We start from the raw sequence: 25,433 nt of genomic DNA, 5'->3' as shown, positions 1-25,433 counted from the left end.
AAACAGCGCGTTAATTTGGATAAAAAAGGGGTGTCCAGGGTGGAACATTGCGTACATGCTCGCAGTCTACGGTTTTATTTGTAATTTTTCGTAATAGCGCGATGAAATCCAGGAAGGAGTGGCTTATAGTTAGGTTATCAGGAACACAGCACTCATGTAGCTAAGTCAGTTGTATCCATCCCGACAATGATGTTCGGTGAGTAAGAAATCACTCAGAAGGGGATGCGCTATGGACGAGTACTCGCCAAAAAGGCATGATATCGCGCAGTTGAAATTTCTCTGCGAATCCTTGTACCATGACTGCCTTGCCAACCTTGATGAAAGCAACCATGGCTGGGTAAACGACCCAACGTCTGCCATCAATTTACAGTTGAATGAGCTGATAGAGCATATCGCAACCTTCGCACTTAATTATAAAATTAAGTACAATGAAGATAATAAGCTCATTGAGCAAATTGATGAATACCTGGACGACACCTTTATGTTGTTCAGTAGTTACGGCATTAACGCCCAGGATTTGCAAAAATGGCGTAAATCGGGAAACCGGCTATTCCGCTGTTTCGTCAACGTGAGCAGAGCTAACCCGGTTAGCCTTTCCTGTTAAAATTATTACAATTACTAAGGTGAATTTATGTCTGATAAACCACTCACTAAAATCGATTATTTGATGCGCTTACGACGTTGTCAGTCAATTGACACCCTCGAACGCGTGATTGAAAAGAATAAATACGAGCTTTCTGATAATGAACTGGCCGTATTTTATTCAGCCGCTGACCATCGTCTTGCTGAGCTGACCATGAATAAGTTGTATGACAAAATCCCTACTTCTGTATGGAAATTTGTCCGTTAATCTTTGAAGGGTGTCTGTAGAGTTCTACGCCACGTTCTGAGTTTTTTACCTATCCCGTTATGTTCCCTGTGCCCAGGCCAGGTCTCCGTGTAAAACGTGTTCATCAGCAACAATGTTGTGACGACAGTCACATCGGCTTTTCGGGAACGTTCCCCTCTCGACCTGTTCCGATTACCCTGCGGTAATCATTTCCAGAGAGGTTTCCTATGAGCGTAGAAAAACAGAAGATGATTGCCGGTGAACATTATCGCCCCGGCGATGAGACGTTACGGGCCGACCGACTGCGGGCCCGCCATCTGGTTTACCGCTATAACCACACCGCGCCCGATGAAAAGACAGAACGCCAGAACATCCTGGCGGAACTTCTGGGGCAAAGCGAAGGCGCTTATATAGAACCAAGCTTCCGCTGCGACTACGGATACAATATTTATCTGGGCAAAAACTTTTACGCGAACTTCGACTGCGTGATGCTGGATGTCTGCCCTGTTCGCATCGGCGATAACTGCATGCTCGCGCCGGGTGTGCACATTTATACGGCCACCCACCCGCTGGATGCAGAGGAACGGAACAGCGGCGTGGAGTTTGGGAAACCGGTCAACATTGGGAATAATGTCTGGATTGGTGGCCGGGCGGTCATTAACCCCGGCGTCACGATCGGTGATAATGTGGTGGTGGCCTCCGGCGCCGTGGTGACAAAAGACGTCCCGGCTAACGTCGTCGTGGGCGGCAATCCGGCAAAAATCATCAAAATTTTATAAGGGCGCGGGGAGCCAACTGTTATGGTCTTTTAGCGCCTGACTGTTACTTTTTTCAGCCCGATGGCTCCCCTAAAATTGGCAGACACCCTGTATTGTCAACTCTTATGAAGGCAAAAAATGACCGAGATACAGCGCCTGCTTACCGCCACCATCGACGATCTTAACCTCCGCGAAAAGCGCGACAATCGCCCGCGCTTTAGCATTAGCTTTATTCGCAAACATCCTGGACTGTTTGTCGCCATGTATGCCGCCTGGCTGGCGACGCTGATTGTGATGCTGAAGTCCGAAACGCTGGTGGACTCCGTCTGGCTGCTGGTTGTGCTGTTTGTGGTCTTTAACGCCTTTTTCTTTTTCGACGTGAATCCGCGCTATCGTTACGAAGATATCGACGTTCTCGATTTCCGGGTCTGCTACAACGGTGAATGGTATAACACACGTTTCGTGCCCACGGAGCTGATAGACAGCATCATGCACTCTCCGGCCGTTGAAACAGCGCAAAAAGAGAAGCTGCAGAAAATGGTCTCCACCAAAGGCCAGCTCTCTTTCTATGATGTCTTTACCCTTTCGCGCCCTGCTGCTGCGTAATTAACGCCTGCAGACGCCGGATCCCCGGCGCAAACTGCGAAGCAGAGGTGTTGCCGTAACCTAAAACCAGACCGGTTTGCCCCTGCTTCGCCTCCAGGTAATACCCGCTCAGTGCAGCGGGTGCCAGCTGAAACGCCCTCGCCTGCGCCACCAGCGTCTGATCGTCAATATCGTCTATCGCCAGCGTCAGATGCATCCCGCCTTCACCGGCCAGTATACGGTGCGGCGTGTGAAGCTCTGCCCCCAGCACCTCCCGCAGCTGGCGGTATCGCTTACGATAGAGCCGACGCATGGCGGCAAGATGACGGGCATAGTGGCCTTCTTCAATGAACAGCGCCAGCGTACGCTGTTCGGCACGATGCCCGCCCCGCAACAGCGAGCCGATGGCCGGGCGAGCCGCTTTCGCCAGCGCTGGCGGCAAGACCATGAACCCCATTCTGAGCGACGGAAACAGTGTTTTACTGAACGTTCCCAGATAAACCACGGGCGCGTTGTTGACCATCCCAAGCATCGCCGGAACAGGCTCACCGGCATAACGGAATTCGCTGTCGTAATCGTCTTCAATGATCCAGGCGTTGTGCTGCCGGGCCAGTTCCAGCAGCGCCAGACGTCGCCGGGCGCTGAGCACGCTTCCGTAAGGGAACTGGTGCGAAGGCGAGGTAAAAATCAGCGAGGGAGCAGGCGCATCCCGTCCTTCCCAGCACATTCCCTCGTCATCAACAGGGATTCCCGTCATGGTCAGGCCTGTTTTAACAAACGCGCTCTTTGCCCCGCTATAGCCGGGGTTTTCCACCCACGCGACATCGCCAGGCTCACTCAACAGCATGGTGCACAGGTTAACCCCCTCAAGCGCCCCTTCCGTTATCACTATCTGGCTGGCGTCGCAGTCGATACCGCGGGACAGGGCGAGGTGTCGGGCAATTGCTGCCCGCAGCGACGGTTCACCGGCCGGGTCGCCATACCCTAGCAGGGCACTTCCCTCCTCGCGCATCACGCGATCGTACAATCGCCGCCACAGCGGTAGCGGAAAATAGTTGATAGCCGGGGTTCCCGGGGTAAACGCCAGCACCGGCGTGTCCCGGGGCACGGGCGCTGGCAGCAGGCCGACCCGCCGGGCGAGCCTGATGGCAGGGTCCGGCAATGTCCGGGCGACAGAGCGGTGAGCGAGCTGTGCCACCCGCGTTCCCTGGCGGTTACGCTGCAAATACCCTTCCAGCGTGAGCTGGTCCAGCGCCGCATTGACGGTATTGCGGGAAAGGGAGAGCTGCTGAGCCAGCGTTCGCGAACCGGGAAGCTGGCTGCCGGACAGTAGCCTTCCGCACAGTATGGCCTCCCGTAACGCAAGATAAAGCGCGCGCTGGCGCGTCTCTTTCCCACGTTTTTGCAGGGCAGCATTGAGCAAGGTATAAAATTCATCACCCGGTATATTCATCTCGCCTCCTCGTGGCACCATCAAAACATAGCGCAGTGGTTCTTTTTAAGGAACCAGCAATTCACTAGTCTGGAACTCTTTTCAACGTCACGGAAATTAAGATGAAGACATTCAATCAGTTCGGACAGCCCGTAGGCGAAGCGCTTAGCGACTGGCAGCCTCGTCAGCACCCGTCCCGGGTCGTGCTTCAGGGACGCTATTGTCGGCTTGAACCGCTGCGCGTGGAGCATGCCAACGCGCTGTTTTCCGCCTATTCCCTCGCTGAAGATACGCGCAGCTGGACGTGGCTGCTGCGTGAACCCGACGCTACCGCAGAGGAATTTGCCGAATGGGTGGCGAGCGTAAGCGAGTTATCCGACCCCATACACTTTACCGTTATCGATAACCAGACCCGGTCTCCGGTCGGGACGCTGTCCCTGATGCGGATCGATCCTAAAAACGGGGTCGTGGAGGTGGGGCACGTTCACTTCTCGCCTCTTTTAAGCCGCACGCCCATGTCAACAGAGGCGCAATATCTGCTGATGCGGTATGTGTTCGATACCCTGGGCTACCGGCGTTATGAGTGGAAGTGCAATAGTTTGAACGAGCCTTCCCGCAAAGCGGCACTGCGTCTGGGTTTTCAGTTTGAGGGGCGTTTTCGTCAGGCGCTGGTCATAAAAGGTCATAACCGGGATACCGACTGGTTTTCGATTCTCGACAAAGAGTGGCCGGCGCTGGCAAACGCCTTTGAAAGCTGGCTTGCCACCGACAATTTTACTGCCGATGGCAAACAGAAAAGATCCCTGGAAAGCTGGCGAGAAACGCGCGTTTAGCGTCTTTTTTTACGGCCCTGCACCGCCTTAAAGCGCGGATTGGATTTGCAAATCACGTACAAGCGTCCCTTGCGTTTGACTATCTGGCAATCCGGGTGACGCTGTTTTGCACTGCGCAATGAGTTAAGTACCTGCATGGTTAGCCCCGCTTCGCATTGAGAAAACCGCCAAAACGCTTGCGGAAGCGCGCTGCGCTGCCGTCCGTGGAGAACGTTTTCTGCTTACCGGTATAAAACGGGTGCGATTTTGAAGAAACCTCGATGGTAATGTACGGATACGTTTCACCGTCGAGTTCAATTTCGCGGTCGGTCTTAATGGTTGAACCCACTTTGAAGTATTCATTCGCGCTGGTGTCGTGGAATACCACGGTGCGATACGCTGGATGGATGTTTGGTTTCATCGTAAATCCCTTATGTTTTGTTATAACATAACAAAATAATATCCAGGCCAGGTTAAAAAAACAACCCCTTCCTTCTGACGATATTTTCTGGTTTACCTGAGATAAAATGAAAACCACGCCACCCACGTGCTATAACTATATCATTTCGCGGTAAAATCTTTCTCTTCAGGCAGGGAACTCAGTGCTCAGGAACGGGTATACGAGGAAGGAAACGACAGCATGAAAACCCGACATCTGGTCAGTCTGGTGACTGGCATACTTATCTTTTCCGTGCTGGTCCCCATTTGCCTGAGCATCTGGCTGGCTCATCGTCAGGCGGAAGATAAATTTGTCGATGCGCTGGATAATTATGCCTCACGCGTGCTGATACGTACCGACAAGGTCGTGGATCAGGCGAAGGAAGCGCTCAATCATCTGCAGGCCTTTGAGGGTGTGCCGTGCAGCCCCCTGCAGTTAAGGGAGATGCGACGGGTCGCTTTCTCGTGGCGATATGTGCAGGAAGTGATTTATATCGACAACCTCAGGCCACTCTGCTCCTCTCTTGAACAAACCAGCCATGCCGCCCCTTTCCCCCCGCCGATGCGCGTTACCGAAGATGGTTACAGCGCATGGCTGACCACGCAAAACGATCTGGGGTTTCATCGCTACATGGCCGTACTGGGGCAAGGTCATTACCTGGTTCTGGTCGATCCGGCCTCGCTTGTGGATGTGATCCCCTTCGGCGAGATAGCGATTGATGCTGCCCTGGTAGGAAATACCACACGCCGCATCTTTGCCAGCAGCAATACGCTCGATCCGCATATCCGTGACATGATCATGGGTCAGGAGATGACCAGCATACAGTACGATGGTTCAATGTACGTTATGAAGCCCGTCCCTGAACTGGGGTTTACCGTCGTTGCATGGGCTACGCTCAAACCGCTGGCTGAAACCTGGCACCGGCAGCTGCTTTTGTGGCTGCCCTTCGGCATCCTGATAAGCCTGCTTGCCGCGCTCTTTGTCCTGCGGATACTGCGTCGCATCCAGTCGCCGCGCAACCGCCTGCTTGATGCCATTAACAGCCGCGATTTTGTGGTTCACTATCAGCCCATCGTGGCGCTGTGTAGCGGAAAAATTGTCGGCGCAGAGGCGCTGACGCGCTGGCCGCAGCCGGACGGAAGCAGCCTCTCGCCTGATATTTTTATCCCTCTTGCTGAACAAACCGGGCTTATCTCCCAGCTGACGCAGCTCGTTATCGAAAAGGTGTTCGAGGATATGGGCAGCTGGCTGCATCTTCACCCCGATCAGCATATCTCCATCAACCTCGCGCCCGCCGATTTGACCTCCGGCACGCTGCCGCCGCTGCTGAGTCACTTGCTGAACAAATGGAAGGTCCACCCAGGCCAAATCGCCCTTGAGGTTACCGAGCGCGGCTTTGCCGATCCCAAAATCAGCGCGCCGGCTATCGCCGCATTCCGCCGTTCGGGGCACCCTGTCTATATTGATGATTTTGGTACGGGCTATTCCAGCCTGAGCTATCTGCAGGATCTGGATGTCGACACGCTAAAAATTGATAAATCGTTCGTGGATGCGCTGGAGTATAAAAACGTGACGCCGCACATTATTGAAATGGCGAAGTCGCTGAAGCTGGCGATGGTGGCGGAAGGCGTCGAGACCGCCGGGCAGCTCGCCTGGCTGCACCAGCACGGCGTGCAGTACGGACAGGGCTGGTACTACAGCAAAGCGCTACCAAAGACGGAATTTATTCTTTGGGCAGAGAATAACCTCGGCACGCACGCTACTTAAGGTAGGATTTCATCACCTGTAGCACCACGCCAAGATCGGCTTCACGCTGCGCCTCTTCGGGCTCTTTCACCACGTGATCGGTAAGGTGCCCTTCAATCACCTGCATCATCATGCCGTTGACCGCTCCACGGATCGCCGCCAGCTGCTGTAACACCTCGGCGCATTCGTGTTCGCTGTTGAGCATTTTTTCGAGCGCGGTGCTCTGCCCCTGAATTTTCTTCAGGCGAGTCAGTAACATCTTCTTGTCGCGAACGGTATGTGACATCTCTGTCTCCCTCAGTTTTGGCTTTTAGAGCATATCACGCTCTACTCCCCCTGAGTATTTTTCTACTGGGGGTAGTATTAAGCTACTGGGGGGGAGTACTATTTGCGCACGCTTCCATTCCGGAAATTTCAATGAACGATTTCGCCTCACTTCTGCAGCAGGGTAATGCCTGGCTGTTTGTTCCCAGCGCTATCCTGCTCGGTGCACTACATGGCCTGGAGCCGGGTCACTCAAAAACCATGATGGCCGCCTTTATCGTGGCTATCCGCGGCACGCTGAAACAGGCGGTCCTGCTCGGCCTGGCCGCTACGCTTTCGCATACGGCAGTAGTCTGGATTATCGCCATGGCGGGTTTATGGTTTGGGCGGGGATGGGATGCGCATACGTCTGAACCCTGGTTCCAGCTGATCTCAGGGGTATTGATCGTTGCGATCGCCCTGTGGATGGCGTGGCGAACCTGGAAAGAGAGCCAGCCACACGATCATCATCACGACCATGATCATCACCACCACCATGACCATGACCATGACCATCATCATGAACATCACCACCACGAACACCCGCTGGTTGAAGAAGAGTGGCAGGACGCCCACCAGCGCGCGCATGCGCAGGATATTAACCGGCGCTTCAGCGGCCAAAACGTCACCACCGGACAGATCGTGATGTTTGGCCTGACCGGCGGGCTTATCCCCTGCCCGGCGTCCATTACCGTTCTGCTGATCTGCCTGCAGCTGAAGCATTTCGCCCTCGGCGCGACGCTGGTGTTCAGCTTTAGCATTGGTCTGGCGTTAACGCTTGTCGCTTCCGGCGCGATTGCCGCCTTGAGCCTCAAGCACGCGACCAAACGCTGGCCCGGGTTTAGCGAATTCTCCCGTAAAGCACCGTGGATCTCCGCTGCGCTGATTACCGTGGTAGGGATTTATATGAGCCTGCATGGCCTGAGCGGCATTCTGGCGTAAGCCTGCGGCCACACTCTGTGGCCGCATCTCCAGGGTCAGTTAAGGGTTCTGCTGCCAGCTGAAGGTATAGCGAAGCTGGCGTGTCTGCAGGAGGAATTCCGGCGAGACGCTGGGGCTCCAGGAGTCGTCGCCGCCCACGCCCATATGGAACGCATCGAGATTGAGCCAGCATCCCGGCTCTTCGCGCAGCAGATGGTGATGGGTTGTCTCCCGCAGCTGCTGCTGGCCGTAGCGGCTCACCGAGAAATGGAACCGGCCGTTCAGCTGATGCGTTCCCAGCGCCAGCTCCCGCGTATCACAGCGCAAACCATTTTCCGTCGGGAAGATATACGGCGTATGCATCTCCGCCAGGGGTAATGTCCAGCGCCCCTGCTGTGCCGCCAGCGTTCTGTCCGGATAGTTTTCATGCGGCCCCAGCCCCAGCCAGGACACGTTTTCCGGCGTTTCGGCGAGATGAACGCTCAGGCCAACGCGCGCGGGTTCCGGGATATCAGACGCAATATCCACCTGAATATCGCCGTGGAGTACTCCTCGATCGTCCACCCGCCAGGTTTTACGACTCAGAAACAGCGCGTTGCCGCGATACGCAAGGACGTGCTGGGTTGTGACCACCACCTCGTCTGCGTGCTGCGCTGCCTCACAGTACAGAACGCGCGAGGTAAGATCGTACATGCCCGCCGCTTTCCAGCGCTCAACCCAGGCATTCGGATCGATCTTCGTCGCTTCACTCACCCCAATATCATTGTCCAGCGGCGCACGGCTGACGTTATCCGTCAGAGGCGATATCAGCGTTTCCACGCCATTTCGCCACCATTGAGCCAGGTTTCCGGTTGCGCGATCGAACTGCCAGCGCTGTTGACCATGCGCGATCTCAAGGATGCGGTCGTTTTGCGTCAAAACCGGCGGCTCGCCCGCAGAGGCTGGCGGTGCGACAAACAGCGGAGACGGAAGCAGCCACTGTTCCCACGCGCAGCGATGGTCAGCCGGTGACCACGGTGTTGCCCGCGGCTGGCGCACTTCAACATTCAGCCAGACTTCTCCCGGCTCGGCTTTCAATTCCGGCAGAGCGATCTCCAGACGCTGAACACCTTCAGGGGCTATCGCCAGCGTCACCTCGCCCGAAGCCAGTACCTTCCCATCCCGGGCAACCGTCCAGCTCAGCACTTCGTTATCGGTATGGCGGAACAGGTACCCGCTTTGCACCTCAATCACCAGCGGAGAGGTGCTGACCCGCGTAAAGGTGAAGAACTGCTGCGCGCGCTGCGCCTCGAACAGCGCCGGGTGCGGCGTGCGATCGGGGAAGACCAGGCCGTTAAGGCAGAACTGCCGATCGTTTGGCTTATCGCCAAAGTCCCCGCCGTACGCCCAGAACGCGTTGCCATTTTCGTCTTTCTTCGTTAATGCCTGATCGACCCAGTCCCAGACAAATCCCCCCTGCAGGCGAGGATGGCTGCGAAACGCCTGCCAGTATTTCGCGAATCCGCCGAAGCTGTTTCCCATCGCGTGGGCGTATTCGCAGAGGATCAGCGGACGCGTTTCATCCGGCATGCCGATCCATTTCTTGATTGACCATTTAGGCACCGCCGGGAAGGGCTGATCCTGATCGACCCGGGCATACATCGGACAGACAATATCGGTCGCCGCCGTGTTCGCGCCGCCGCCTTCATACTGCACCGGACGCGTCGGATCCGTGGATTTCACCCAGCGGTACAGTGCGTCGTGGTTTGCACCGTGCCCGGACTCATTGCCCAGCGACCAGATGATAATTGAGGGATGATGACGATCGCGCTGCACCATGCGGGTCACGCGCTCGCTCATGGCGGGCAGCCAGCGCGGATCGTCAGCAAGGCGGCTCATCGGCACCATTCCATGGGTTTCGATATTGGCCTCGTCAACGACGTACAGCCCGTAGCGATCGCAGAGCCGGTACCACAGCGGATGGTTCGGGTAGTGCGAGCAGCGCACGGCGTTGAAGTTGTGCTGCTTCATGATTTCGATATCGCGGCGCATCGTCGCTTCGTCCATCACCTGGCCGTTTTCCGGGTGATGCTCGTGCCGGTTAACCCCGCGGATCAGCAGCGGTTTACCGTTGAGCTTCAGCAGGCCGTTGCTGATTTCAATCCGGCGGAAGCCGACATCGCAGGCCTCCGTCTCCAGCACGTTGCCCTGCGCATCCAAAAGCGCGATCGTCAGACGATAGAGTTCCGGGGTTTCTGCACTCCATAACGCCGGGGCTGTAACCGGGATCGCCGCCGTTAACCGCTCGGCCCAGTTGCCGCGCTCGTCCACAATGGCAGATCCGGGCCGTTGGGTAGTACTGCCACACCGCTCGCCGTTGCGCCACAGCGTGATCGCCACCTCGCATTCCGGGTAGTTAGTGCCTGCCAGCGCGACGTCGACTTTCAGCACCGCGCGGTCCAGCTCGGCATTCAGATCGGTGACCACGTGATAATCCGCAATGTGCGTCTCCGGCTTATGCAGCAGGGAGACATCGCGGAAAATGCCGCTCATGCGCCACATGTCCTGATCTTCCAGATAGCTGCCGTCGCACCAGCGCAAGACCATGACCGCCAGGCGGTTCTGCCCGGGGCGTAATGCCGCCGAGAGGTCAAACTCGGCGGGCAATCGACTGTCCTGGGAATAGCCTATCCACTGCCCGTTGCACCACAGATGGAATGCCGAGTTCACGCCGTCAAAAATAATTCGGGTTTGCCCGCGCTGAAGCCAGGCGTCATCAACGTCAAATGTGAGCGAGTAACAACCTGTCGGGTTTTCCTGCGGCACAAAAGGTGGGTTAACGGGAATGGGATAGGTGACATTGGTATAGATGGGCGTGTCGAACCCCTGCATCTGCCAGTTCGACGGCACGGGCATCGCGACGGCATCCACGCAATCTTCGCTGACCCATGCCTCAGGAACCTGCTCGGGTGAAGAAAAATAGCTAAATCGCCACATCCCGTTAAGAGAGCGCCTGCTGATAGATCCAGCGTCATCTCTGGCGGAAGATTCATTACGCCAGCTGTCTAACGGCGCGTGTGCGGCCAGCCGGTTCCACTGGGTAACGCCGGGGTTTTCCCAGTCCCGACGGGCCAGGATGTCGCTGAGGGTCAGCGAGGATGTGTTGGACATAGTAACCTCTTTGCGAAGCGCTCACAATTTTGGTTAACATGCCCTGGCATTCTGCGACGGTAAAGCATTCAATCGCAGGGTAGCGAGTCCGATCACAAAAGTCTTATTTGCGCACAAGCTGCTCGGCCAGGAGAGCCAGGCTTCTGAGCTGCTGCGCCAGATCCTCGCGTTCGGCCTGCTGCGGCGCACGACGCGCGCTGGAATGGCGGGTAACCAGCGTCACCGGCAGCTGAACCTGCCAGCACGTCTCGCCTTCGGTGGGCGCCAGCAGCCACTCCACGCTGCGCTCGCCCGCCTCGCGAAACGCCTGGCGAATGGTCGTCAGCGGCGGGGAAAACCAGGCGCTGTCAGCCGTATCGTCGAACCCGACCACCGACATCTGACCTGGAATCGCGATCCCCTTTTCCGCGCAGGCGCGCATTACCCCCAGCGCCATTTGATCGTTCGCCACCAGAATGGCATCCGGCAATGCGGTACCCGACAGCAGCACATGTCCTTTCTCATAACCGCTGGCCGCGCTCCAGTCTCCGTAGGCCACCGCAGCGGCTTCATGCCCCGCGCGGGCCAGAGCCGCTTTCCACCCCGCCAGACGCGCCCGAGCAGAGACCGAGCTTTCCGGCCCGCTCAACAGGGCAATGCGCTGATGCCCCAGCGACAGCAGGTGCTCAACGCCCAGATGCGCCCCCTGTACGGCGTTAAATACGAGGCTGTTTACCTGTGCTGAAGGCGAGACATCAAGAAAAAGCACCGGAACGGGCGACGCCAGCGCCCTCAGCTGTTCGGCGTGTTCATCATCAAGCGGAACATTCACCAGCAGCGCGTCCACCCGCTGTGCCAGCAGCGCCTGAAGCGCGGCCTGACACTGCTGCGGTTGCTCCACCATGGAGATAAGGACGCTCGCCCCCTGTTCCGCCGCCCGGGATTTTACCGCCGACACAATTTGCGAGGGCGCATGCAGGGCCAGATCGGTGGTGATGAGTCCCAGCGTGCGGGTGCGTTTACCCGCCAGCTGCTGTGCCCGCAGGTTAGGCACGTAGTGCAGCTCCGCCATCGCCTGCTGCACCTTTTCCCGGGTACGGACAGAGACATGCTCCGCGTCGTTAATGACGCGAGAGACGGTCTGATAAGAAACCCCCGCAAGGAGGGCGACATCATAGAGAGTGATAGCTTTCATGCATTGTGGCATCGCGTGAGTCGGGGCCCATTATTGTGGCACAGCGACGCCGTTAAAACATGTGAGCGCTTCGCAAAATTAAACAACCCGCTCCGGCTGCGCAATTTCAGCAACGCTCGGCTTCTGGCGGAACCAGGGCAGACAGAGCTGGATAAGTGGGCCAATGGTCAGGGCGTATACTACCGTTCCCACCCCAAACGTGCCGCCAAGCACGCACCCAATCAGCAGGACGGACACCTCAATAGAGGTACGCACGCTGCGAATGGACCACCCCAGCCGGGCATGAATGCCGGTCATCAGGCCGTCGCGCGGGCCAGGCCCAAAACCGGCGCCAATGTACATGCTGGTCGCAATCGCGTTCATCACGATACCCGACACCAGGAAAGCGATGCGCACAGGTAACGAGTCCAGTTCCGGGATAAGCGCCATGCTGGCATCCGCCGCCAGACCGATACAAATCACGTTGCTGATGGTGCCCAGGCCCGGCATCTGGCGCAGGGGGATCCACAGCAGCAGCACCGCAGCACCGGTTAAAATGATCACCGTCCCGATAGTCATCCCCAGCTGTATCCCCACCCCAAGGTGAAAAACATCCCAGGGATCGACACCCAAATCGGAACGAATAAACATCGCGGTGGACAGGCCATACAGTCCTAAACCGACATAGAGTTGTAGCAGACGACGTACCATTTTTATCTTCTCCAGTGAACCAGGCTTTCATCCTGGCCTAAAATGGCACTATGATTAATGTCCAGTTTTCAAATAGTGGACTGCATATGTCGTCACGTCGCTTCGGAAGCCAGTCTCTGGTACGCCTTTTAGGCCACTGGCAGCAAACCTCATCCCGCACGCCGCTCTGGCGGCAGCTGGCCAATGCGCTGCGCCTGTTAATCCTTGACGGACGTCTGGCATTGAATACACGGCTACCGGGGGAGCGCGAGCTGGCCACGGCGCTGGACGTGAGCCGGACCACCATCAGCAGCGCCCTCGCCCATCTGCGCGAGGAGGGATATCTTGAAAGCCGCCACGGCAGCGGGTCACGCGTGATCCTCCCGGATACGCGCGCCGTTCCCACGCTTTCCGCGGCGAGTGCCGCACTGGATCTCTCCACTGCCGCCCTCAATGCCGGGCCGGAAATCCACCAGGCGTATACCCACGCGCTCACGGCCATTACGCAGCACCTCGCGCTGACGGGTTACGATCAGCTAGGGCTCCCGACGCTGCGGGAGGCCATCGCTGCGCGCTATACCGCGCGGGGCCTTCCCACCCGCGCGGACGAAGTAATGGTGGTCAATGGCGCCGTCAGCGGCTTCGCGCTGGTCCTGCGGATGATGGCCGGGCCCGGGGATCGCGTCGTGGTCGATCATCCCACCTATCCGCTGGCGATTGCCGCCATTCAGGGCGCGCAGTGTCGGCCCGTGGGGGTGTCGCTGCCGGAAACGGGCTGGGATACGGACGGCTTCGCCGCCACGCTTGCCCAGACCGCGCCGCGCCTGGCGTACCTGATGCCTGATTTTCATAACCCCACCGGGCGCTGCATGGATGTCGCGACCCGTCAGGCCATTACCGATATTGCTGCGCAAACCCGTACGACGCTGGTGGTGGATGAAACGATGGTGGATCTCTGGTTTGACGCCCCTCCTCCGCCCCCGCTGGCCTCCTTTAACCCGCAGGCCACCGTCATCACCTTAGGTTCTGCCGGAAAAAGCTTCTGGGGCGGGCTGCGTCTCGGCTGGATCCGCGCGTCCTCGCGCACGATCGCCACGCTTGCCCAGACGCGCGATACGCTGGATTTAGGCTCGCCGCTGCTGGAACAGCTGGCGGCGCTGTGGCTCATCAACAACAGCGAGACGTTTCTACCCGCACGCCGCAAAATGCTGGCGGAACGACGCGATCGATGCGGTGAACTGCTGCGTGAACATTTCCCGGAGTGGACATTCCATGAAGCAGAGGGCGGGCTCTCATACTGGATTGAGCTCCCCGGCATGCTGGCGACGCAGCTTGCCGCGCGGGCTGAGATTCTGGGGATAAATCTGGGGACCGGTACGCGGTTTGGTTTATCGGGTGCGTTTGACCGCTATTTGCGGATGCCCTTCTCGCTCGAGCCGACAGAGCTTGAACAGGCGCTGCTGAGGATTAAACCGTTATGGCTCGCCCTGAATAAAAACGTGCCAGCCGTTAAACGCAGCGTGATTTAATAGCAAAAAGTTTGAAGCCGATCATAAAAAATAAAAACTGCTGACTGTCATGGATACAGTCAGCAGTTTTCACCAGTCCGGAATTAATGCTGAGCAGGAATAGGAAACCCTTTCAGTGAAATAACGAAGTTTTCACCGTCTTTCTTTATTTTTGCGCCAGTATCACACCAGTCAGACGCAATACGAAAGAACTCATCACTTCCGACATTCCAGCCAAGACGTACATGCTTCACGTAGCCTGAACGCAACAAATCGCAGGCCTCTTTGTAGTCACTGGCAGTTGACAGTTGTTGTTTCATTTTCTCTTCTTCAGAAGTTTACGTAGAGCCTTGATTTCTTTAGGAGTAAAGGGAGAAACATTCTCTTCTTCCGTATGCTGATTATCAATATCCTCTTCCGATACTCCCGCCTCTTCTACTGCTTCGAATGCCAGCAGCAGCAGTTTCTCTGTCGTCACGCTTAAATTCTCGTTATTCACTTCCGCATAGTGGCGAAGCCTTTCTTTTAGCGCGTCATCAATCTTAACGTTTAATACCGCTGTAGCCATGTTTATCACTTCCCTTCGGAATAAGTACTTTATTTAATACACGAAGTTAACAATGTTATCCAGATATATATTTTTTTGAGTTTTGCCAGAAAATAGACGGCCAAGGATAAAATGCCCGACTATTATTACAAGTTTATGACATTAATATTTCAGCGCGATGAAATATATATTACATGCTATAGGCATAATCTTATTAGGGAATAACGACCAGGGAAGAGGCACAAATCAGGGAAGAACGCAGAGGCTCAGAAATGGGTGGGGGCCCTGCCAGCTACATCCCGGCACACACGTCGTCTGCCCTGGCTGCTTCCTTCCGGACCTGACCTGGTGAACAGAGTAGCGTTGCGGGAGAACCAACAGAGCCCCCATTGAGAGCGTTGATAACCAACGCGCTGGCGCATTATCCCTGTGCGAAGGCCCAATTGCAAGCCGCCAGGAACCGGATGCTGGTTTCTTGCGCAAACAGGCGCAGCAATCAGGGCGATCTTCGTTTACCATGGCTCTCCAGAAACTCCCCGCAGGTGAAGGTATGGACGAGCAGGACTCTTTTCCACAGCGCGTATGGCAAATCGTGGCTTCAATCCCGGAAGGCTATGTCACCACCTATGGTGATGTCGCGCGCCTGGCCGGTTCCCCGCGCGCGGCGCGACAGGTTGGAGGCGTCCTGAAACGGCTGCCGGAAGGCAGTACACTGCCCTGGCATCGAGTGGTGAACCGTCATGGCGCCATCTCACTCACCGGGCCGGATCTCCAGCGTCAGCGTCAGGCGTTACTTTCAGAAGGGGTGCAGGTGTCAGGGTCGGGTAAGATCGATTTACAGAAGTACCGGTGGGTGTACTGACCCCTCTCCCTAAGGAGAGGGGAATAACCCTATTACATCTGCGTCGGAGGGGTTGGCAGAGACGGCTGATTGGTTTGCGGTGCGACCGGCACTTCGGTCTGCTGTACTGGCACCAGGTTCAGGTCGATTTTGGTTCCACCGTTGTTAATCGCTTCCTGGACCGTATCGGTGATAAACACCAGCTTACCGTTGATGGTGACCGCTGCGCTCAGCAGAATACGGGCATTAGGCTGCACGTCCGACGGGTTATACGGCAACACGAAGCTAAACGGTGCCTGTTTGCCTTCAGTACGGACGGCACGCTGGGCCACGACTTTCGACGGCGCGTCGGCCAGGGAAGCATCAGACAGCGTCACCGTTAATACCGCATCCGGCGGCAACGCAACTTTCTGTTTAATCCAGATGGTACCGGAAACGTTAGGCTGCTGAATGGACTGCTGCGAAAGGGTATTAATCCCGTTCGGGTCAGCTGCTGGCACTGGCACCTGGGCGCTCTTACCGGCACAGGCGGACAACGCCACCGCAATCGCTACACCACTTAGCATAGGCACGAGTTTCATTGAAGTCTCCTTATCATCAATGCACCAGCGGGATCGATCCCATCCGATGTCGTTTCAATCACATAACGTTTTTAAGTGTGGCACAACTCACTGATTAATGCCTGAAATCATCCCGATATTCAGATTATTCTACCCATCGGACCACTTTCATTTCTGCGTTATACTCTGCCTATCTTTCGCTACGGCGTTTATTGAGGACAACTATGAGTCAGGCACTGAACAATCTGCTGACATTACTGAATCTGGAAAAAATTGAGGAAGGACTCTTTCGCGGACAGAGCGAAGATCTCGGCTTACGCCAGGTCTTCGGTGGGCAAGTCGTTGGACAAGCGCTGTACGCTGCAAAGGAGACTGTCCCGGCAGACCGTCTGGTGCATTCATTCCACAGCTACTTTTTACGCCCTGGCGATAGCGCCAAACCCATCGTGTATGACGTTGAAGTTCTGCGAGACGGCAACAGCTTCAGCGCGCGCCGCGTCGCGGCCATCCAGAACGGTAAGCCGATCTTTTACATGACCGCCTCTTTCCAGGCACCGGAGCCGGGCTACGAGCATCAGAAGGTCATGCCCCCTGCCCCCTCGCCGGACGATCTTAAATCGGAAACGGATATCGCTCGCGCATTGGCGCATCTGCTGCCGCCGCAGGTTAAAGAGAAGTTTCTCTGCGATAAGCCGCTTGAGATCCGCCCCGTCGAATTCCACAACCCGATGAAAGGCCACACCGCCGAGCCAAAACGCCAGGTGTGGATCCGCGCCAACGGCACCGTGCCGGAAGATTTCCGCGTCCATCAGTATCTGCTGGGCTATGCGTCTGACTTCAACTTCCTGCCGGTGGCGCTGCAGCCGCACGGCGTCGGCTTCCTCGAAAAAGGGATGCAGGTCGCGACGATCGATCACTCGATGTGGTTCCACCGTCCCTTCAACATGAACGAGTGGCTGCTCTACAGTGTGGAGAGTACGTCGGCATCCAGCGCCCGCGGGTTTGTACGTGGGGAGTTTTATACTCAGGACGGCGTGCTGGTCGCTTCAACGGTGCAGGAAGGGGTGATGCGTAACAGAGGTTGATGTAAAAAGCCCGGTGGCGCGACGCTTACCGGGCCTACGTTTTGTGCTGTTGTAGGCCGGGTAAGGCGAAGCCGCCACCCGGCAAGACACTCAGATCATGCGTTATACGCATTCTCGCCGTGGCTGTTCACATCCAGACCTTCGCGCTCCTGCTCTTCCGGTACGCGCAGGCCCACCGTCATGTCCGCCAGCTTGTAGCCGATGAAAGCGACGACCGCAGACCACACCACGGTGATAGCGATGCTTTCCAGCTGCACTAGCACCTGATGAACCATAGTGACGCCTTCTGCGTAGCCCACGCCACCGAGCGATTTCGCCGCGAAGATACCGGTCATGATACAGCCGACAATTCCGCACACGCCGTGCACGCCGAACACATCGCAAGGGTCATCCACGCGCAGAACTCGTTTCAGTGCGGTGACGCCCCACAGACCCGCCAGACCCGACACCAGGCCGACCAGCAGCGCACCGCCGACACCGACATAACCACACGCAGGAGTGATACCAACCAGACCGGCAATCGCACCTGAACAGGCACCCAGCAGGGAAGGTTTACCGCGCACCGCCCACTCGCCAAACACCCAGGAGAGGATTGCACCCGCCGTGGCCACAACGGTGTTCACGAAGGCCAGCGCGGCGATTTCATTGGCCGCACTTGCTGAGCCGGCGTTGAAGCCAAACCAGCCAAAGTAGAGGATCGCAGTACCGGTAAAGACCATCGGCAGGTTGTGCGGTTTGAACGCCTCTTTACCGAAGCCCACGCGTTTGCCAATCAGATAAGCGCCCACCAGACCCGCGACCGCGGCGTTAATGTGGACAACGGTACCGCCCGCGAAGTCCAGCGCGCCGTGCGTGGCCAGCAGACCACCGCCCCAGACCATGTGCGCAATCGGCACATAGGAGAGCGTCAGCCAGACCACCACGAAGATCAGGACCGCAGAGAAACGAATGCGCTCGGCGAGCGCGCCCACAATCAGCCCGACGGTAATGCAGGCGAACGAGCCCTGGAACGCCACGTGAATATACTGATAGAAGCTGCCCATCAGCGCGGTCAGTTCAATGTTTTTCAGCATCACCCAGTCGAAGTTACCAAAGAACGCGTTACCCGTGCCGAACGCCAGAGAGTAACCGTAAACCACCCAAAGCACGCAGACCAGTGCAAACGTCACGGCAACCTGCGTCAGCATGGAGAGAACGTTTTTGCCACGGATCAGACCGCCGTAGAACAGCGCAATGCCCGGAATGGACATGAACAGCACCAGCGCGGTGCTGATCATCATAAAGGCGTTATCGGCTTTGTCGGCCACCGCAGGGGCAGCAGCCAGCGCCAGGCCCGGCAGCAGCGCCAGCGAACCCAGACCCGTTTTAAGTGTTGCTATCTTCATTTTCTCGATCCCTATCACTGTGTGCCAGGCGTTAATTACAGTGCCGCTTCGTCAGATTCGCCGGTACGGATGCGAATGACGCGCTGCAGTTCGGCAACGAAAATTTTGCCGTCGCCAATTTTGCCGGTGTAGGCCGCTTTGCTAATGACATCAATGACTTCATCAAGCTGATCGTCAGCAATCGCGACATCAATTTTTACTTTTGGCAGAAAGTTAACGCTGTATTCCGCCCCGCGATAAAGCTCGGCATGACCCTTCTGACGACCAAAGCCTTTCACTTCGGTGACAGTCAGTCCCTGAATACCCATTGAAGACAATGCTTCACGCACGTCTTCGAGTTTGAATGGTTTGATTACAACCGTAACCAGCTTCATAGATCCCCTCCAGTCAGAATTCGGTAATGGCCGCAGCTTACCCGGAAGGTATTGCAAGGGATGTGCCAGAAATGAAAACGTGAGGGAATCGCGGCGCGATGTGCGTTACACGGTTCTGATAAATGAACCGGTGAAAAAAAACGCACCATGCCGGTGCAGGGTGCGTTTCAGTTTTGCACCAACAGGAATGACTGTTAGCGCGGCGCCTCATTTTAGTGCATCAGGCGCTAAGGGACTCTTCATCACGCACGCTGGCGGCCAGCTCTTCGCCCGCCAGCTGCAGCTGGTACATCTGCCAGTAGCGCCCTTGTGCTTCCAGCAGCTCGCGGTGCGTACCGCGCTCCACGGCCTGTCCGCGATGCAACACCAGAATCGTGTCCGCGTCGACGATGGTGGAGAGCCGGTGAGCAATCACCACCAGCGTCGTGTGGTCGCGTACGGCGGCCAGCGCCTGCTGAATCGCCTGCTCGGTTCCAGAATCTATGCTGGCCGTGGCTTCGTCCAGAATCAGCACCTGCGGTGTTTCAATCAGGACGCGCGCCAGCGCCAGGAGCTGTTTTTGCCCCACGGAAAGATTGTTGCCCTGCTCGCCCAGCTTCGTGTTGATCCCGTCGCTGAACCCGCGCGCCAGCTCTGCCAGCTGCACCGTTTCCAGTACCGCCCAAACCTGCGCTTCTGAATAGTCCCGTCCCAAGGTTACGTTGGCGTAGAAGGTATCGGCCAGCACGACCGGATCCTGCTGCACCATCGCAACGCCTTTGCGTAACACCGTGTGGCTAAGCGACGCGAGCGGACGTCCGTCGAGGCGGATTTCGCCTTGCGTGACCGGATAGTAGCCCATCAGCAGGCTGGCGAGCGTGCTTTTACCGCTGCCGGTGTGGCCCACCAGCGCGACGAAACCGCGTGACGGCACATCGAGCGTAATGTCCTGCAGCACCAGACGGTCTTCGCGATAGGCAAATGAGACCTTATCAAAGGCGATAGCCCCGCTTTGCAGAGGTCGCTCGTCATTGCCGTAGGCCTGGCGCGGCCTGTCCATCAGCTCAAAGACGCGCTCACCGGCGACAACCGCCTGTTGCAGCATCGATTGCTGCGTAGTGAGTTCGATCAGCGGCTCGTTAAGGCGTCCCAGATAGCTAATGAAAGCGTACAGCACACCCACTTCAATCGTACCGTTTGCGCTCAGGCCAAAGAGCATCAGCAGCCCGCACAGCACCAGCGCCGAGAACAGGCTCAGCAGCGGTCGCAGCAGGAAACCGTCCAGGCGCAGCGTCTGCATACGCGCCATATAGTGCGAACGGCTGGCTTCGCCCATGCGCTCGCCAAAGCGCGCCTGCTGGCGGAACTGCTGGATGACGCTCATGCCGTTGATCACTTCGTTGAAGCCATCGTTGATATCGGCCAGATAGGCGCGCACCCGGCGCACAATCGGCGTGCTGTAACGCTGGTAAATCACCATGACGATCAGCACCGCCGGGAAGATCGTTATCGCCACCAGCGCCATGCGCCAGTCGAGGCTGAACATCGCCACCAGCATCGCGCCAATCAGCGCCGCGCTGCGCAGCACGGTTGCCACCACGGTGACGTACAGATCGCGGATCACCTCGGTATCGTTGGTCACGCGCGAAATCACCTGCCCGACCGGCTGGGTATCAAATTCGCTGAGCGGCTGGCGAAGCGCCGCGTCCATCACATCGGTGCGCAACTGCTGAACCACGCCCACGGCGGCACGGTTAAACAGCAGCGACTGCGCATAGTGCAGCCCTGCCGCCGCCAGCTGCAACCCAACGTAGGCCACGCCTAACCCCGCCACCAGCCCGAGCGGCAGGTAGCTTTTGGCGACCATATTGTCGATGAAATAGCTGATGAGCAGCGGTCCGCTCACTTCGGCAATCGCCGCAATCCAGAGTAAAAGCACAGCAACGGAGAGCGGTTTACGCCACGGCGAGCCGTAGGCCAGCAGACGTTTGAGCGTCGGCCACATCGTTCCGAGCTTACGCATTGGCGGCCTCCTCATCCTGCTCCGGCGCATCGTCCAGCGCCGCCTCAAGCTGCTGATAGCGGTACATATCGCGATACCAGCCCGGCTGCTCGCTAAGCGTTTCATGCTGCCCGCGCTGGGCAATATGGCCGTGCTGCAAAACCAGAATTTCGCTGGCTTCGGTAAGCGCTGACAAACGGTGGGCACTGATAATTATCGTGCGTCCGTCGCCCCACTGGCGCAGGTTATGCAGGATCTGATGCTCGGTACGGCCGTCCACGGCGGAGAGCGCATCGTCCAGAATCAGGATCTCGGCATTGAGCAGCAGCGCGCGGGCAATGGAGATACGCTGTTTTTGCCCGCCGGACAGCATGACGCCGCGTTCCCCGACTTCGGTGTCGTACCCCTGCGGCAGGCGCAAAATGTCATCATGCACGCTGGCTAAACGCGCCACATGCTCGATCTCTTCCTGCGTTGCCGCAGGGCACCCAAGCGCGATGTTGTTCGCCACGGTGTCAGAAAAAAGAAACGGCGTCTGGCTGACGACCGCCAGGCGACCACGCCACTCATCCAGCAGCAGCCTGGTCAGCGGAATATCATGGAAACGAATATCGCCCTCGGTGACGTCAAAGTGACGCTGGAGCAGCGAGAGTACGGTACTTTTACCGGAGCCCGTCGGGCCGCAGATGCCGAGCATCTGGCCCGGCTGAAGGGTAAAACTGACGTTCTCCAGTACCGGATGTTCCGTTTGCGGATAGATAAACGTGCGGACGTCGACTTTCATGGCGCCGCGTCCTTCCGGCAACGCTTCGCTGCCGTCATTGACCACCGGCGCTTCGGCCAGCATGGCGCGAATACGGCTGTAGGCGGCGCTGCCGCGCTCCACGATGTTAAACATCCAGGCCAGCGCCAGCATCGGCCAGATCATCAGCCCCAGATACATGGCAAAGCTGGTCAACTGGCCCAGGGTGAGCGTGCCCTGCACCACCATCCAGCTCCCGCCGCCAATCGCCAGCATATTTGCCATGCCGATTGCGATATAAATCGTTGGATCAAATCGAGCGTCAATACGCGCGACGCGCATGTTTTTCGCCCCCGTGTCGGCCGCATCAGCGGCAAACAGCGCGGACTGCCGGTCTTCCAGACCAAACGCTTTGATCATGCGGATGCTGGTCATGCTCTCCTGGGTGCGATCGTTCAGCGACGAAAACGCCGCCTGCGCCAGCTTGAAGCGCTCGTGCAGCTGTTCGCCGTAGCGATTGATCGCCAGCGCCATGAGCGGCATCGGCAGCAGCGCCAGCAGGGTCAGCTGCCAGCTGATCTGCGTTGACATGACGATCAGCACCGCGCAGCCCATTACCAGCGAGTCCACCAGCGTCAGCACCCCTTCCCCGGCGGCAAAGACCACGCGATCGACGTCGTTAGTCGCGCGCGCGATAAGATCCCCGGTGCGATGGCGCAGATAAAATTCGGGATGCTGTCGACTCAGCTGGCGATAAAAATCTTCACGCAGCTCAACGGCCAGCTGATAGGACGCACCAAACAGAAGCACGCGCCAGACGTAGCGCAGCAGATAAACAATGACCGCCGTCAGTACCAGCGTGCCAACCCACATCAACACCCGTGCGGTGGTGTAATGCTGTTCGGTGACGCCATCCACGACGTAGCCCACCACTTTCGGCGGGATCAGCTGCAGGATAGCAATAATAATAAGCAGGGCGACTGCACCGAGGTAGCGTTGCCACTCCCGACGAAAGTACCAGCTTAATTGGGCAAATAATCGCACGCGGTTTGTTCCTGAAGGTATTTTACGAAGTTATTCAATGGGTAATGCTGTGGTGTATTTAATCTGTTCCATAGCGAAGCTTGAGGTGACGTCCGATAACCCCGGCACGCTGTTCACCAGCCGCTTGTAGAAGTCATCATAACGCTTCATGTCGGCCACCTGGACGCGCATCAGGTAATCGTACTCGCCGGCCATACGCCAGAAACCGAGCACTTCGGGCATCTCAGACACCTGGGTAACGAAGCGGCAATACCACTCGCTGCTGTGATGCTGGGTTTTTATCAGCACAAATGCCGTCAACCCAAGCCCCAGTTTTTCAGGATCTAACAGCGCGACGCGCCCCAGAAGAATACCGTCATCTTCCAGCTTCTTAAGCCGCTTCCAGCACGGGGTGGTGGTCAGATTAACGGCATCTGCCAGCGCCTGCAAAGAGAGGGTACAGTCACTTTGCAGCAATGAAAGGAGCTTGCGGTCAATTTTATCTAGCATACCCACCTCACAGAGAAAATTTTTCTCCCTTAATTCTATTTTAAAGGCCAGATAGCAACAATTTTTTCTGTGCTTTTCGCTATGCTAGGCACAAAATGACAAACGGATAACGACGATGAATAGCACCTGGGTTAAACATGCGATCAGCGAAATCAATGCCGACTATCAGCGCTCGGCGGATACGCACCTGATTCGCCTTTCCCTGCCGGGATTTGACGGCATTCAGCTCTATCTGAAAGATGAAAGCACCCATCCTACCGGCAGCCTGAAGCATCGCCTGGCGCGCTCGCTGTTTTTATACGGTTTATGTAACGGCTGGATTAAAGAAGGCACCACCATCATTGAATCCTCTTCCGGTTCAACGGCGGTGTCCGAAGCCTATTTCGCCCGCCTGCTGGGTCTGCCGTTTATTGCGGTGATGCCCTCCTGCACCGCAAAACGCAAAATCGAACAGATCGAATTTTACGGCGGTCGCTGCCACTTTGTGGAAAGCGCCTGCGAAATCTACGCCGCCTCTGAAATGCTGGCTCGTGAGCTGAACGGCCACTATATGGACCAGTTCACCTTCGCCGAGCGCGCGACGGACTGGCGCGGGAATAACAACATTGCCGACAGTATCTTCCGCCAGATGACCCACGAACCGCATCCGGTTCCGTCCTACATTGTGATGAGCGCCGGTACCGGCGGTACGTCAGCCACGATCGGACGCTATATCCGCTGTCAGGGTTACGATACCCAGCTGATGGTAGTTGACCCGCAGAACTCCGTGTTCCTCGACTACTGGCAAAACCGCGATGCCGGTCTGCGCAGCCCGGTGGGGAGTAAGATTGAAGGGATTGGCCGTCCGCGCGTTGAGCCCTCTTTCATCCCCGACGTTGTGGACGAGATGATGCGCGTGCCGGATGCCGCCAGCGTGGCAACGGCGCACTGGCTGGAAACGCAGCTGGGCCGCAAAGTGGGCGCCTCGACGGGCACCAATATGTGGGGCGCGCTGCAGCTTGCCGCACGTATGCGCGAAGCGGGACGCACCGGTTCCATCGTCACGCTGCTGTGCGACAGCGGCGAGCGTTATCTCGAGACCTACTACAATGCGGAGTGGGTGCAGGCCAACATCGGTGATATCGCCCCCTGGAAGGCGCAGATTGCTCAACTGCTGAAATAAAAAAAGCCAGACCGAAGTCTGGCTTGCTGGAAGGGTCTCACTATTCGGGGGAATATGGGAGGTTGTTATTGTCCAGCCAATGCGTCAAAAAATGGGACACTGCTTCATTACGGCAGTGACCGATAACCGGCAGATGGGGAAGTTCTGCTTTCAGCTGCGCCATCGCATTCCCCATGATCAGACCGCGACCTACGCTACCCAGCATTTCGCGGTCGTTCATGGCGTCACCGAACGCCATACACTCCTGCAGCGTTAAGCCCAGGTGGTCGCTCAGCACCGCCAGAGCGGAACCTTTGTTGCAGCCCACCGGCAGCACTTCCAGGCAATCCACCGCCGAGAAGGTCAGGTGCGCCCGGTCGCCCAGCGCCTCATTCAGTTGGATCCGTAAGCGACAGAGATCGTCGTGATCGCCGCAGAAGCAGATCTTGGTCACCGCATGGGCGGGGATCCGACGCAGATCGATAAGCTGGTATTTAAAACCGCTATACACATGCGCGTGCAATAATTCCGGGATGTCGCTTCCGGTAAACCAGCCCCGATCGTTAAAGACGTGGATGCTGGCGTGCGTGTCCCAGGTACTGTGCAGCACGATATCCGCCACTTCCGGGTTGAGATCCTGTCGGTACAGCACATCGCCTTCTACAGAGTGAATTCGCGTCCCGTTACCGGTGATCAGAAAGGCATCGAGGGCAAACGCGCCCAGCAAATGGCGCATTTCCAGAACATGACGCCCGGTGGCAAACGTCAGGGTGACATTACGCTCGTGCAGGCGCTTCAGCGTGTTCAGGGTTTTCTCCCCTAAACGGTGATCCGGCATTAACAGCGTACCGTCCATATCAAATGCAGCGAGCCGAGCCATGATTACTCCCGAAATGTGATGCGGTTAACTTGTGCATC

General features: G+C 57.1%; 27 protein-coding genes and 1 other RNA gene. 11 read left to right on the top strand and 17 right to left on the bottom strand.

Annotated features, from left to right (window positions below; all coding sequences use genetic code 11):
• Positions 1 to 229 precede the first annotated feature (229 nt).
• The 4 genes from tomB (at position 230) to BFV67_RS04865 (ending at position 2,193) form a co-directional block, all read left to right on the top strand.
• The gene (gene tomB, locus BFV67_RS04880; RefSeq protein WP_008499288.1) at positions 230 to 604 is read left to right on the top strand and encodes an Hha toxicity modulator TomB; all 375 of its coding nucleotides are present in this window, start codon (positions 230 to 232) and stop codon (positions 602 to 604) included.
• A gap of 27 nt (positions 605 to 631) precedes the next feature.
• Positions 632 to 850 carry an HHA domain-containing protein gene (locus tag BFV67_RS04875; protein ID WP_008499287.1) on the top strand — a complete coding sequence of 73 codons (219 nt, stop codon included), beginning with the start codon at positions 632 to 634 and terminating at the stop codon, positions 848 to 850.
• Positions 851 to 1,056: 206 nt separating this feature from the next.
• Positions 1,057 to 1,608 carry a maltose O-acetyltransferase gene (gene maa / locus BFV67_RS04870; RefSeq protein ID WP_069597935.1) on the top strand — a complete coding sequence of 184 codons (552 nt, stop codon included), beginning with the start codon at positions 1,057 to 1,059 and terminating at the stop codon, positions 1,606 to 1,608.
• Positions 1,609 to 1,725: 117 nt separating this feature from the next.
• Entirely contained in the window at positions 1,726 to 2,193 is a 468-nt protein-coding gene (locus tag BFV67_RS04865; protein ID WP_008499285.1) for a YlaC family protein, read from the top strand.
• Here BFV67_RS04865 and pdxR read toward each other — a convergent pair.
• Entirely contained in the window at positions 2,165 to 3,625 is a 1,461-nt protein-coding gene (gene pdxR, locus BFV67_RS04860; protein WP_063453152.1) for a MocR-like pyridoxine biosynthesis transcription factor PdxR, read from the bottom strand. The two genes, BFV67_RS04865 and pdxR, sit on opposite strands and share 29 nt — an antisense overlap.
• Positions 3,626 to 3,726: 101 nt before the next feature.
• On the opposite strand from pdxR, the gene BFV67_RS04855 reads away from it, so the two are divergent.
• Complete coding sequence (locus BFV67_RS04855; RefSeq protein ID WP_045352701.1) at positions 3,727 to 4,437, top strand: GNAT family N-acetyltransferase; 711 nt, start codon at positions 3,727 to 3,729, stop codon at positions 4,435 to 4,437.
• Here the strand turns inward: BFV67_RS04855 and ykgO are convergent.
• Both ykgO and BFV67_RS04845 read right to left on the bottom strand, forming a co-directional pair.
• Positions 4,434 to 4,574 carry a type B 50S ribosomal protein L36 gene (gene ykgO, locus BFV67_RS04850; RefSeq protein WP_003859006.1) on the bottom strand — a complete coding sequence of 47 codons (141 nt, stop codon included), beginning with the start codon at positions 4,572 to 4,574 and terminating at the stop codon, positions 4,434 to 4,436. The two genes, BFV67_RS04855 and ykgO, sit on opposite strands and share 4 nt — an antisense overlap.
• A gap of 2 nt (positions 4,575 to 4,576) precedes the next feature.
• Positions 4,577 to 4,837: a type B 50S ribosomal protein L31 gene (locus tag BFV67_RS04845; protein ID WP_006176933.1), complete on the bottom strand. Its 261-nt coding sequence runs from the start codon at positions 4,835 to 4,837 to the stop codon at positions 4,577 to 4,579.
• Between the two features lie 219 nt (positions 4,838 to 5,056).
• On the opposite strand from BFV67_RS04845, the gene BFV67_RS04840 reads away from it, so the two are divergent.
• On the top strand, positions 5,057 to 6,622 hold the full coding sequence (locus BFV67_RS04840) for an EAL domain-containing protein (RefSeq protein ID WP_008499281.1): 1,566 nt from the start codon (positions 5,057 to 5,059) through the stop codon (positions 6,620 to 6,622).
• Here BFV67_RS04840 and BFV67_RS04835 read toward each other — a convergent pair.
• A complete protein-coding gene (locus BFV67_RS04835; protein ID WP_008499280.1) occupies positions 6,615 to 6,887 on the bottom strand; it encodes a metal-sensing transcriptional repressor in 273 nt (90 codons plus the stop codon). The genes BFV67_RS04840 and BFV67_RS04835 overlap by 8 nt on opposite strands.
• A gap of 131 nt (positions 6,888 to 7,018) precedes the next feature.
• Here BFV67_RS04835 and BFV67_RS04830 point away from each other — a divergent pair, with 131 nt between their 5' ends.
• Positions 7,019 to 7,846, top strand: a complete 828-nt coding sequence (locus BFV67_RS04830) for a nickel/cobalt efflux protein RcnA (protein WP_039265850.1) — start codon at positions 7,019 to 7,021, stop codon at positions 7,844 to 7,846.
• A 39-nt stretch (positions 7,847 to 7,885) separates the two neighbouring features.
• On the opposite strand, the gene BFV67_RS04825 is transcribed toward BFV67_RS04830, so the two are convergent.
• The 3 genes from BFV67_RS04825 to yczE all read right to left on the bottom strand — a co-directional run bounded on the left by BFV67_RS04825 (position 7,886) and on the right by yczE (position 12,839).
• Positions 7,886 to 10,975, bottom strand: coding sequence for a beta-galactosidase (locus tag BFV67_RS04825; RefSeq protein ID WP_069597934.1), 3,090 nt, complete (start codon positions 10,973 to 10,975; stop codon positions 7,886 to 7,888).
• Positions 10,976 to 11,078: 103 nt separating this feature from the next.
• The gene (locus BFV67_RS04820; protein WP_069597933.1) at positions 11,079 to 12,149 is read right to left on the bottom strand and encodes a LacI family DNA-binding transcriptional regulator; all 1,071 of its coding nucleotides are present in this window, start codon (positions 12,147 to 12,149) and stop codon (positions 11,079 to 11,081) included.
• Between the two features lie 78 nt (positions 12,150 to 12,227).
• Positions 12,228 to 12,839: a membrane protein YczE gene (gene yczE, locus BFV67_RS04815; RefSeq protein WP_021241642.1), complete on the bottom strand. Its 612-nt coding sequence runs from the start codon at positions 12,837 to 12,839 to the stop codon at positions 12,228 to 12,230.
• 86 nt (positions 12,840 to 12,925) lie between these two features.
• Between yczE and yczR the strand changes: the two genes are divergently transcribed.
• Complete coding sequence (yczR, locus tag BFV67_RS04810) at positions 12,926 to 14,347, top strand: MocR-like transcription factor YczR (RefSeq protein WP_069597932.1); 1,422 nt, start codon at positions 12,926 to 12,928, stop codon at positions 14,345 to 14,347.
• Positions 14,348 to 14,430: 83 nt separating this feature from the next.
• Here the strand turns inward: yczR and BFV67_RS04805 are convergent, their stop codons facing one another.
• The 3 genes from BFV67_RS04805 to ffs all read right to left on the bottom strand — a co-directional run bounded on the left by BFV67_RS04805 (position 14,431) and on the right by ffs (position 15,253).
• Positions 14,431 to 14,646: a hypothetical protein gene (locus BFV67_RS04805; protein ID WP_008503298.1), complete on the bottom strand. Its 216-nt coding sequence runs from the start codon at positions 14,644 to 14,646 to the stop codon at positions 14,431 to 14,433.
• Positions 14,643 to 14,894, bottom strand: a complete 252-nt coding sequence (locus BFV67_RS04800) for a hypothetical protein (protein ID WP_021241644.1) — start codon at positions 14,892 to 14,894, stop codon at positions 14,643 to 14,645. Before BFV67_RS04800 ends, BFV67_RS04805 begins: the two co-directional genes overlap by 4 nt.
• Before the next feature lie 262 nt (positions 14,895 to 15,156).
• Positions 15,157 to 15,253: signal recognition particle sRNA small type (ffs, locus tag BFV67_RS04795), an RNA gene on the bottom strand.
• Between the two features lie 170 nt (positions 15,254 to 15,423).
• On the opposite strand from ffs, the gene BFV67_RS04790 reads away from it, so the two are divergent.
• Positions 15,424 to 15,735, top strand: coding sequence for an MGMT family protein (locus BFV67_RS04790; RefSeq protein ID WP_032674266.1), 312 nt, complete (start codon positions 15,424 to 15,426; stop codon positions 15,733 to 15,735).
• 32 nt (positions 15,736 to 15,767) lie between these two features.
• Here the strand turns inward: BFV67_RS04790 and BFV67_RS04785 are convergent, their stop codons facing one another.
• Positions 15,768 to 16,295 carry a YbaY family lipoprotein gene (locus BFV67_RS04785; RefSeq protein ID WP_008503301.1) on the bottom strand — a complete coding sequence of 176 codons (528 nt, stop codon included), beginning with the start codon at positions 16,293 to 16,295 and terminating at the stop codon, positions 15,768 to 15,770.
• Between the two features lie 203 nt (positions 16,296 to 16,498).
• On the opposite strand from BFV67_RS04785, the gene tesB reads away from it, so the two are divergent.
• On the top strand, positions 16,499 to 17,359 hold the full coding sequence (gene tesB / locus BFV67_RS04780) for an acyl-CoA thioesterase II (protein WP_023293157.1): 861 nt from the start codon (positions 16,499 to 16,501) through the stop codon (positions 17,357 to 17,359).
• Between the two features lie 95 nt (positions 17,360 to 17,454).
• On the opposite strand, the gene amtB is transcribed toward tesB, so the two are convergent.
• From amtB to BFV67_RS04755, 5 genes are all read right to left on the bottom strand, one after another.
• Positions 17,455 to 18,744: an ammonium transporter AmtB gene (amtB, locus tag BFV67_RS04775; protein ID WP_008503303.1), complete on the bottom strand. Its 1,290-nt coding sequence runs from the start codon at positions 18,742 to 18,744 to the stop codon at positions 17,455 to 17,457.
• 35 nt (positions 18,745 to 18,779) lie between these two features.
• Positions 18,780 to 19,118 (bottom strand): P-II family nitrogen regulator, encoded by a 339-nt coding sequence (glnK, locus tag BFV67_RS04770; RefSeq protein ID WP_008503304.1) that lies wholly within the window; start codon positions 19,116 to 19,118, stop codon positions 18,780 to 18,782.
• Between the two features lie 220 nt (positions 19,119 to 19,338).
• Entirely contained in the window at positions 19,339 to 21,120 is a 1,782-nt protein-coding gene (locus BFV67_RS04765) for a SmdB family multidrug efflux ABC transporter permease/ATP-binding protein (RefSeq protein WP_059360286.1), read from the bottom strand.
• Positions 21,113 to 22,885 (bottom strand): SmdA family multidrug ABC transporter permease/ATP-binding protein, encoded by a 1,773-nt coding sequence (locus BFV67_RS04760; RefSeq protein WP_069597931.1) that lies wholly within the window; start codon positions 22,883 to 22,885, stop codon positions 21,113 to 21,115. The genes BFV67_RS04765 and BFV67_RS04760 overlap by 8 nt, the downstream gene beginning before the upstream one ends.
• 30 nt (positions 22,886 to 22,915) lie before the next feature.
• Positions 22,916 to 23,374: an Lrp/AsnC family transcriptional regulator gene (locus tag BFV67_RS04755; RefSeq protein WP_008503307.1), complete on the bottom strand. Its 459-nt coding sequence runs from the start codon at positions 23,372 to 23,374 to the stop codon at positions 22,916 to 22,918.
• Between the two features lie 115 nt (positions 23,375 to 23,489).
• On the opposite strand from BFV67_RS04755, the gene BFV67_RS04750 reads away from it, so the two are divergent.
• On the top strand, positions 23,490 to 24,536 hold the full coding sequence (locus BFV67_RS04750) for a PLP-dependent cysteine synthase family protein (protein WP_008503308.1): 1,047 nt from the start codon (positions 23,490 to 23,492) through the stop codon (positions 24,534 to 24,536).
• A 40-nt stretch (positions 24,537 to 24,576) separates the two neighbouring features.
• On the opposite strand, the gene cof is transcribed toward BFV67_RS04750, so the two are convergent.
• Positions 24,577 to 25,395, bottom strand: a complete 819-nt coding sequence (cof, locus tag BFV67_RS04745) for an HMP-PP phosphatase (protein ID WP_025912629.1) — start codon at positions 25,393 to 25,395, stop codon at positions 24,577 to 24,579.
• Positions 25,396 to 25,433: the final 38 nt, after the last annotated feature.

The organism is Enterobacter roggenkampii, from assembly GCF_001729805.1.
Taxonomy (GTDB): Bacteria; Pseudomonadota; Gammaproteobacteria; order Enterobacterales; family Enterobacteriaceae; genus Enterobacter; species Enterobacter roggenkampii.
The sequence above is the reverse complement of the archived record's forward strand: the minus strand, read 5'-3'. Positions and strand labels throughout refer to the sequence as shown.